Here is a 326-nt window from a genome sequence, read left to right as displayed (position 1 = left end):
TTAACTGATTAGTTGTTCTCAATCAGGTTGTTACCACCGATAGCAATCTTACGTGGTTGCATGGCTTCAGGGATTTCACGAACTAAATCGATATGAAGTAGACCGTTTTCCATTGATGCACCGACAACTTTTACGTAATCCGCTAGCTGGAATTTACGTTCAAAATCACGTTCTGCAATACCTTGGTAAACATAGTTTTTGCCTTCTTCGGCTTTACGTTCGCCCTTTACAATCAACATGTTTTCGTTTTGAGTCAGATCGAGCTGTTCTTCAGCAAAGCCAGCAACGGCCATAGTAATACGGTAGTTGTGCTCGTCTTTTTGCTC

General features: G+C 41.7%; 1 protein-coding gene. It reads right to left on the bottom strand.

Features of this window, described 5'->3' with window-relative positions; genetic code table 11:
* Positions 1-8 precede the first annotated feature (8 nt).
* The coding region (locus IQR33_RS02730; protein ID WP_193843494.1) for an Hsp20 family protein at positions 9-326 on the bottom strand (318 nt) is incomplete at its 5' end.

The sequence above is a fragment of the Vibrio sp. OPT46 genome, assembly GCF_015163535.1.
Lineage (GTDB): Bacteria > Pseudomonadota > Gammaproteobacteria > Enterobacterales > Vibrionaceae > Vibrio > Vibrio alginolyticus.
Note: the sequence above shows the minus strand (reverse complement) of the source record. Positions and strands in the feature narration are given on the sequence as shown.